The 7,887-nt window shown below is 49.1% G+C and carries 9 protein-coding genes and 1 pseudogene; 4 read left to right on the top strand and 6 right to left on the bottom strand.

The window, feature by feature from the left end; translation table 11 throughout:
- The 5 genes from AC4E7D_RS08720 to AC4E7D_RS08700 all read right to left on the bottom strand — a co-directional run.
- Window positions 1-434 (bottom strand): DUF4230 domain-containing protein (locus tag AC4E7D_RS08720; protein ID WP_490173419.1); only part of this gene is annotated, 434 nt, incomplete at its 3' end.
- A gap of 35 nt (window positions 435-469) precedes the next feature.
- Entirely contained in the window at window positions 470-1,219 is a 750-nt protein-coding gene (locus AC4E7D_RS08715; protein WP_490173418.1) for a cyclase family protein, read from the bottom strand.
- An 85-nt stretch (window positions 1,220-1,304) separates the two neighbouring features.
- Window positions 1,305-2,432, bottom strand: a complete 1,128-nt coding sequence (gene hemW / locus AC4E7D_RS08710) for a radical SAM family heme chaperone HemW (protein ID WP_490173417.1) — start codon at window positions 2,430-2,432, stop codon at window positions 1,305-1,307.
- 25 nt (window positions 2,433-2,457) lie between these two features.
- Window positions 2,458-3,012, bottom strand: coding sequence for a crossover junction endodeoxyribonuclease RuvC (gene ruvC, locus AC4E7D_RS08705; protein WP_490173416.1), 555 nt, complete (start codon window positions 3,010-3,012; stop codon window positions 2,458-2,460).
- A gap of 1 nt (window position 3,013) precedes the next feature.
- On the bottom strand, window positions 3,014-3,493 hold the full coding sequence (locus AC4E7D_RS08700) for a hypothetical protein (RefSeq protein WP_490173415.1): 480 nt from the start codon (window positions 3,491-3,493) through the stop codon (window positions 3,014-3,016).
- A 125-nt stretch (window positions 3,494-3,618) separates the two neighbouring features.
- Here AC4E7D_RS08700 and AC4E7D_RS08695 point away from each other — a divergent pair, with 125 nt between their 5' ends.
- A complete protein-coding gene (locus AC4E7D_RS08695) occupies window positions 3,619-4,134 on the top strand; it encodes a DUF456 domain-containing protein (protein WP_490173414.1) in 516 nt (171 codons plus the stop codon).
- A gap of 3 nt (window positions 4,135-4,137) precedes the next feature.
- Here AC4E7D_RS08695 and AC4E7D_RS08690 read toward each other — a convergent pair whose 3' ends face one another.
- Complete coding sequence (locus AC4E7D_RS08690) at window positions 4,138-4,695, bottom strand: nitroreductase family protein (protein WP_490173413.1); 558 nt, start codon at window positions 4,693-4,695, stop codon at window positions 4,138-4,140.
- Window positions 4,696-4,832: 137 nt separating this feature from the next.
- Here AC4E7D_RS08690 and hutH point away from each other — a divergent pair, with 137 nt between their 5' ends.
- The 3 genes and pseudogenes from hutH to AC4E7D_RS08675 all read left to right on the top strand — a co-directional run.
- The gene (hutH, locus tag AC4E7D_RS08685; RefSeq protein ID WP_490173412.1) at window positions 4,833-6,413 is read left to right on the top strand and encodes a histidine ammonia-lyase; all 1,581 of its coding nucleotides are present in this window, start codon (window positions 4,833-4,835) and stop codon (window positions 6,411-6,413) included.
- Window positions 6,414-6,418: 5 nt separating this feature from the next.
- Window positions 6,419-7,672 (top strand): imidazolonepropionase, encoded by a 1,254-nt coding sequence (gene hutI / locus AC4E7D_RS08680; protein WP_490173411.1) that lies wholly within the window; start codon window positions 6,419-6,421, stop codon window positions 7,670-7,672.
- 8 nt (window positions 7,673-7,680) lie between these two features.
- Window positions 7,681-7,887: pseudogene (locus tag AC4E7D_RS08675) on the top strand (urocanate hydratase); the annotation flags it as partial.

Below are 7,887 nucleotides of genomic sequence, written 5' to 3'. Positions count from 1 at the left end.
GTGAGGTCATTGGGCCGGAAACTATTGAACAGGCCATTCTTGATATCGTAGAATTCCAGCTCCGGTTCGATAGACATCACTTCCGGTTCGGGAAAGTTGGTGAGGATGATGGTCTTTTTCTCGTTGTTGGCCTGCATTTTTACCTTTTTCAGGTCGAATCCAATCTGTGCCTTTGCATTTATCACAATAAGGGCCCTTTTCTTGCTGCTAAAAAGGCTCATAAAATGCTGACGGGTATTTTCGTACCTGTAGATCTCTGCAAAATCCCCCTCTATGGTCATCAGTTTGCATACACTTCGTATCTTCTGAAGCAGCACTGTGGACTGGTGTTCTGTGAGTTCCTTGCTCTTCCTTTTTCTGAAATAGGTATAGGTCCAGAACATAAAGATCGCCCCCAATAGTAATCCCAATATGATCTCTATACTGTTCTCCATGAAGTAAATATAAGAAGAATGCCCGCTAACGCAGCCTATGCCAACGGGGCATACAGCACAGGTCGTGACGGACTGGCATCATTTTCAACCGGTGCCACCTGCAGGTCCAGCAAATAGGTCCCGTCTGCAATCTGGTTGTCCACGTAAATGAACTCTGTTATGGTTGCCCCATAGCGTATATCGCCATCCATTCTCCAGAATGCCCGGTGGGCCAGCAACGCCCCTTCATCCTGTTCTTTGTCTATAGAAGGAAGGTCGATCAGCAGGTGTTCAATTCCTTTGTTAGCCAGGAATCGAGCGGCCTCTTCAAGCAGGTAAGGTGGGTTGGTATGGGAATATTGGGCTGATTTCTTCTGGAGGGTATTGGGGAGGGTCCGGATCACCAGCGCTTCCCTTTTTTTGTTCCCAAGGGCATATTTCAATTGCTTGGCCGATATTACAAAATCCTCCCCCTGTTTTTCCGGGGCCACCGTAATCAACTCGGCCAGATGAATATATTTACGCAAATGGGTATTCACAGAATGTACTTTGTCCGTGATATGGCCCACACATTCGGTATGGGTAATATGGGAATGCGGAAGGCATTCGATCTTATTGAAATTAACGGCGGCCCCTTCCTGCACGCTGCCGATAAATTCTCCATCCGTATAAGGTTTGATCTCAGGGGGGCCTACATTCCAGGCATTTACATTAGAAGCTCCCCCTCCCATAGGGATGGAAATGTCAAGGGGTTTGGCCAGATCTACTTTAATGGGCTTTATACCGAATTGTAAGGTTGCAATCATACAAATATGCTTGGATCAGAATCGAGTGCGAAGGTACAAACTTTGAAACAACCCGGGCAGGGATTATTCTTCCAGATAAACTGCCTTAATCGAGCATAAAAAGGTCGGCAGCTATCCCGTCAACAAAGAATTTCCCCAAGGCTGTGGCCGATATGGTTTCTCCTTCCTGCATGAGTTGTTTGCTTGACAAATGTGTGGGGAGTTTGGACAAGAAATACTGCGTGTAAGAATCACCAAAGCGGGAGGCAATTTCGGAAAGAGACACGCCCCAGATGGTGCGAAGTCCGGTCATAATGTACTCGTTATACCGATCTCGTTCAGTCAGCTCTTCATACTCAACAGGTACTATGCCCTGCTCGAGGCACTTGATGTATTTGCTGTTATTGGCAACATTCCAACCGCGTTTATTCCCGTAAAAAGAATGGGCGGAAGGCCCTATCCCCAAATAGGGGGTGCCCATCCAGTAGGCGGTATTGTTTCGTGAAAAATAACCTGGCTTTCCGAAGTTGGAGATCTCATAATGTACAAAACCTTCAGATTCCATCACATCGGTTAACATCCTGAAATGCACCTCAGCCTGGGCTTCATCGGGGGGATCGAGCTTTCCTTTATCGATAAAAGCATGCAGGGCCGTTCTGGGTTCCACAGTCAGGGCGTAGGCCGAAATATGGGGAATTTCATAGTACAAGGCTGTCTTCAGGTTGTTCAGCCATTTTTCTTCCGTCAGGTCCTGGAAACCGTAAATCAGGTCAATTGAGATATTATCGAAATGTTCACGGGCCCATTCCATGGCCAACCTGGCCTCGTTTGCATTATGCGCCCGGTTCATGAACTCCAGGTCCTCTTCAAAGAAGGATTGCACCCCCATGCTCAGACGATTAACCCCTGCTTCAGACCATTGCCTGGCTTTCTCAGGACGAACATCATCCGGATTGACTTCCAGGGTGATTTCCGGATCATCCACAAAGCTGAAGTTGGCCCTGGCCCTGCCAATCAGTTCGGAAATTTCGGCTGCATCCATTAAAGAAGGAGTACCTCCGCCAAAATAGAGGGTTTCCACAGGGGTATCCCCAAGGGCATCGCGCCGTATTTCCAATTCACGTACAAGGGCGTGCAGTAAGGGCTTTTTTTTCTTGAGTTGTGTGGAGAAGTGAAAATCGCAATAGTGACAGGCCTGCTTACAAAAGGGGATATGGATATAGATTCCGCTCATCTGATATGGTCACAGCAATTCAACTTCAGGACTTGATGCGTTTCTCGTTCTGCTTTACAAAAGCCGCCCATCCGGTGTAGGATTTTCCAACTTCAGGCCTTCCTGCGTTGTAAAAATGGCAAACTGCAGCGGCAAGGCCGTCTGTGCTGTCGAGGTTCTTGGGCAGTGATTTTAGTTTAAGGGTGCTCTGAAGCATTTTAGCCACCTGTTCCTTGCTGGCGTTACCATTCCCGGTAATGGCCATCTTGATCTTTTTGGGCAGGTATTCGGTAATGGGGATCTGCCGGGAAAGGCCGGCTGCCATGGCTACCCCTTGTGCCCTGCCTAATTTGAGCATAGACTGCACATTCTTTCCAAAAAATGGCGCTTCGATAGCAATCTCGTCCGGATGGTGGGTATCAATAAGCTCCAGGGTGCGTTCAAAGATGACCTTGAGTTTGGTATAGGGGTCCCCGTACTTCTTTAGGATCAATTCGTTCATCTGGACAAACTCCATTTGTTTGCCTACTACCTTGATAATCCCAAACCCCATGACCGTGGTTCCCGGGTCTATTCCCAATATGATCTTCTCCATACCCAAATCACTGTTCGGTTTGTATAATTAACGGGATCCTGAATTTCGCACTTACCGGTATGCCCCTTTTTAGTCCCGGTTGTGGTGGCGGAAGCGCTTTCAGGCTCTGAATCAGCACGCCTTCAAATTCAGGGATCTGTAGTTCTACTTTTTCATGTTGTTCTATGTCCAGCACCTGTATTTCCCCCTCACGGGTCACCAGAAAATCGAGATAGAGGGTGTCCTGTACTACTGTATCCAGTACGAATTCAAAATCCGAAAGGGTTTTTGTGAAATGATCCAGAAGCGTCATTTCAAAACAGGCCTTCTGCTCTTTTTTACCAGCCAATTCGTCACAATTCTCAAATAAGGGATACTGGTCCAGCTCCTCCCAGTTGATACTCTGCATTTCCAGTTCCACTATCCTTCGGGTTTTGGTGTCACTCGGCGCAAACCATTCGCAAGAGATCAAAAGGAAAAAGCACAGGAAAGAACCCAGGGCACGCATACATCACATATTCGATCACGGAAATTACGATATTTTGAGCAACTAACCGCGTCTGGACTATTGTACTCACCCCTGCCAAAGCTGTAACAAATCCTGTGTATCTTCGTCAAACATAAAAGTCATAAATGGACATCTTCTTACTGGTCATTGGATTTATCCTGATGCTGATCGGGGTTTTCGGGAGCTTCCTGCCCGTTTTACCGGGCCCGCCTTTCAGTTGGCTGGGGTTATTGGTCCTGGTACTGACCTCCGCCGTACCCAACGACTGGTGGTTTTTGGGTATTACCTTTGTAATTGCCCTGGTGGTATTTGCCATGGACTATATCATACCGGCGGTAGGTACCCGTAAATTTGGCGGGAGCAGGGCGGGTATGATCGGTACGACCCTGGGGCTTGTGGTGGCCATATTATTTCCTGTGCTGGGTATTTTCGGGATCGTAATCTGGCCTTTCGTAGGCGCGCTTATTGGGGAGCTTATCAATAAGGCCGATCAGAAAACGGCCCTTAAAGCGGCTTTCGGATCCTTTATCGGTTTCTTAACCGGGACCTTCCTGAAATTCCTGGTGGCGATAATTTACCTGGGGTTATTTATATCGATGGCCTGGGAGTACCGTGCAGCCCTTTTCCCCTATTTCAACTAACCCCTATTTATCCAGCCAGACCACTTTATCAGCAATAGGCTGGCGCATGCCTTCAGGGAGTTCCATATCGGTATAACCCATATAGAATAACCCCAGGCAGCGTTCCCCGGGAGCCATATCAAAGAACTGGTCCATCCGGGAAATGATCCCGGGGGAGCTCCAGTAACTGCCAATACCTTTCTCGGTACAGTATAGCCACATGTTCTGGACCGCCATGGCAGTAGAAGCGATTTCTTCCCATTCCGGCAAGCGTTCCTTCTCATCCCTTTGCATACAGATTGCAATAACAGCCGAAGCTTTACGGGGGTTCTCCCTAAGCTTTTTGATTTTCATCTGCTTGGGTTTTTCTTCAGTGGCCTGATACACCTCAGCCATAAAATCCCCCAATCGCTTCAATCCTTCGCCTGTTACCACCTTAAACCTCCAGGGCTCGGTCTTTTTGTGGGTCGGGGCCCAATTGGCCGCTTCCAATACAGTTTCTATATCTTCCCTGGATACGGCTTTTCCATTGTATTGCACAGGAAAAACCGAACGTCTTCTCTTTATTAAATCTAATAGCATCACAACAAAATTTTTTCCGTCCAAAGATACAGCAACCCAGATCATATTTTGAAACTGGCCACAAAATAACTTTCCCGATGGGAAGGGTAATTTATCTGAAACTTAATGGGTACATTTATAACACCAATTAATAACATATGGCACAATCCGAAGGTGTTTTCCGATACGGGGAAGATCGCCTCACCGCCGGAATAGCCGTTTCACTGGCCAGGGGTGAATCTACCGGAGTATTGTCCGAAGCCGCGCGAAAACGTATCCGAGAAAGTCACAAAAGAGTGCAACTCCTGGTTGCCAAGGGAGATCCGGTTTATGGTATCAACACGGGTTTTGGCCCCCTGTGTACTACCAAAATATCGGCTGCTGAAACCCGCCTTTTGCAGGAGAATATCCTGAAGAGTCACAGTGTGGGAGTGGGCCCCCCGGTTTCCCCCGATATTTCCAGGTTAATGCTGATCTTAAAGGTCCACTCACTTGCCATGGGGTATTCTGGAATTGCTGAGCCTACCCTTGATCGTATCCTATGGCACCTGGAACATAACATGATGCCGGTGGTCCCTTCACAAGGCTCCGTGGGGGCTTCTGGAGACCTGGCGCCTTTAGCCCACCTTTTCCTCCCACTTATAGGTCTTGGCAAGGTATACCATGGTGATACCGTACACGAAGCAAACAAAGTGCTCAAGGAAAACAAGCTCCTTCCCCTGGAACTGGGTCCGAAAGAAGGCCTGGCCTTAATCAACGGGACACAGTTTATTGCGGCCCATGCCGTACGGGTGGTTGCCAAAATGCACAGTTGCCTAAGCCAGGCAGACATCATTGGGGCCATGATGCTCGAGGGGCTGCAAGGATCGCTAAAACCCTTTGATCCGGAATTACATAAACTAAGGCCGTATAAAGGCTCCCTCCACGTGGCAGGAAGGATCAATGCCCTTTTAAAAGGTTCCGAAATCCTGGAGGACCATGTCGATTGTGAACGGGTACAGGACCCCTATTCACTCCGTTGTATCCCACAGGTACATGGCGCCTCGCGGAATGCATGGCTGCATCTTAAAGATCTTTTGGAAATTGAGCTGAATGCCGTTACGGACAACCCGGTTATTGTTGGGCAGGACGGAGCCATTAGCGGCGGGAATTTTCACGGGCAACCGCTTGCCATGGCTCTGGATTACGCCTGCGTGGCCGCTTCCGAAATAGGGAATATTTCTGATCGAAGGATATACCTGGCACTGGAAGGGAATAGTCCCGGGGTACCTGAATTGCTCATGGAGGATACCGGTATCAATTCGGGCTATATGATCCTGCAGTACACTGCTGCGGCACTGGTTAGTGAAAACAAAAGCCTTTGCTTTCCGGCAAGTGCAGATAGTATTCCCACCTCCATGGGGCAGGAAGACCATGTTAGCATGGGGTCCATTAGTGCCCGAAAAGCCCTGCAGGTTTTGGAAAATGTCGAGAAAATATTGGCCATAGAACTCCTTACTGCTGCCCAGGCTTTCGAGTTCAGAAAACCGCTGAAATCAGGTAAACTTCTGGAGCAGGTGCATCAGGCCGTACGGCAACAGGTGAAATTTGCCAAAGAAGATCGCGTCTTTAGTGATGATATTGAAAAAGGGATAGAGATGATCCGTGATAAGGTGATCATCACCATTGTAGAAAAAGCCCGGGAGAGAGCCCGAATATCCATTTCTACCCCCTATACACAGGAATTTGAAACCTATTGAACCGCATGTCCCGATACACTTTTATAGGCCCTGTTAGTCAGTTACTTCCCATGAGTGGGTTGCCGCTTAAAGGACCTGTTTTGGATGCTCAGCTTCCCGTGTGGGAAGATATGGCTCTTATTCTGGAAGGCGAACGGATCTATCGCATAGGGCCACACAGTGAACTGAAGGAAGTCGCAAACCAGCTCCAGGCCGATCTCATAACCTTAGATAGCCCGGGTATTGTCCTTCCCGGCTGGATAGACGCCCATACCCATATTTGCTTCGCAGGGAGCAGGGCCCATGACTACGCCTATCGCAATTCCGGCGCCACCTACCAGGAAATTGCCAAAAAAGGGGGCGGTATATGGGATACGGTGAGCAAGACACGGGCCGCTGGAGAAGACGCCCTTGCCTCAGGAGTGATCCGGAGAGCAGAACGGCATTTACGGCATGGGGTAACCACCATTGAAGTAAAAAGCGGGTATGGCCTGAGCGTCCCCGAAGAACTAAAAATGCTGCGGGCTATAAGAAAAGCGGATCAGGAAGTGGCACCGGACCTTATCCCTACCTGTCTTGCAGCGCATATTACCCCAAGGGATTATCCAAATGGGGCTGCCGCCTACCTTGATAGTATTGCCAGGGAATTACTCCCGAAATTGCTGGAAGAAAACCTCTGCAGGCGCATAGATGCTTTCATTGAAGAGGGAGCCTTTGACCAGAAGACCATTCGCCCGTATTTGAGGAAGGCCAAGGAAATGGGTTTTGAACTCACCCTCCACGCTGATCAGTTTTCCACCGGCGGCACTGAAATCGCTGTCGAGTTCAATGCCCTTAGCGCAGACCATCTGGAGGCAAGTACAGAAAAAGAGATACAGCTATTGGCCAGGAGCAACGTAATCGCCACGGCCTTACCAGGCGCCACGCTGGGGCTTGGATGCGATTTTGCCCCTGCAAGGAAATTGCTGGATGCCGGTATTGCCCTGGCCATTGCCAGTGACCACAATCCGGGATCCGCTCCCATGGGGGATTTGCTCACGCAGGCCAGTGTCCTGGGTACATTTGAAAAATTAAGCAATGCCGAAGTCCTTGCAGGGATCACCTTACGGGCTGCTGCAGCCCTGGGGCTTGAGGACCGTGGCAAATTACAGGAAGGCTACCTTGCAGATTTCCTTATCTTCTCCACTCCCCACTACAATGAAATACTCTATCACCAGGGGTCCCTCAAGCCAGCGATGGTCTGGAAAAAAGGGAAACTGGTATGCCCGGATAATAATTGAAGAAAGCCATGAAAACAGCAACGAACCTGTCCGCATTTCAGTCGGCCCTTCTGCAGGGAATCCCCACCGAACTCCCCCCACAGGCCAGTTATAACTTAGAAGTAAGTCACGCCCCCAACCGCAAAGATATCCTGAGCCGGGAGGAAAAGCAGTTGGCCGTGCGCAATGCCCTCCGTTATTTCCCCGAAGCCTGGCATGAGGAACTCGCTGCAGAA

Source organism: Lentiprolixibacter sp. (genome assembly GCF_982873095.1).
Note: the sequence above shows the minus strand (reverse complement) of the source record. Positions and strands in the feature narration are given on the sequence as shown.

Coding starts and splice junctions, on each gene's coding strand:
- AC4E7D_RS08715 (WP_490173418.1), bottom strand. CDS start 1,219: ATGATTGCAACCTTACAATTCGGTATAAAGCCCATTAAAGTAGATCTG.
- hemW (WP_490173417.1), bottom strand. CDS start 2,432: ATGAGCGGAATCTATATCCATATCCCCTTTTGTAAGCAGGCCTGTCAC.
- AC4E7D_RS08700 (WP_490173415.1), bottom strand. CDS start 3,493: ATGCGTGCCCTGGGTTCTTTCCTGTGCTTTTTCCTTTTGATCTCTTGC.
- AC4E7D_RS08695 (WP_490173414.1), top strand. CDS start 3,619: ATGGACATCTTCTTACTGGTCATTGGATTTATCCTGATGCTGATCGGG.
- AC4E7D_RS08690 (WP_490173413.1), bottom strand. CDS start 4,695: ATGCTATTAGATTTAATAAAGAGAAGACGTTCGGTTTTTCCTGTGCAA.
- hutH (WP_490173412.1), top strand. CDS start 4,833: ATGGCACAATCCGAAGGTGTTTTCCGATACGGGGAAGATCGCCTCACC.
- hutI (WP_490173411.1), top strand. CDS start 6,419: ATGTCCCGATACACTTTTATAGGCCCTGTTAGTCAGTTACTTCCCATG.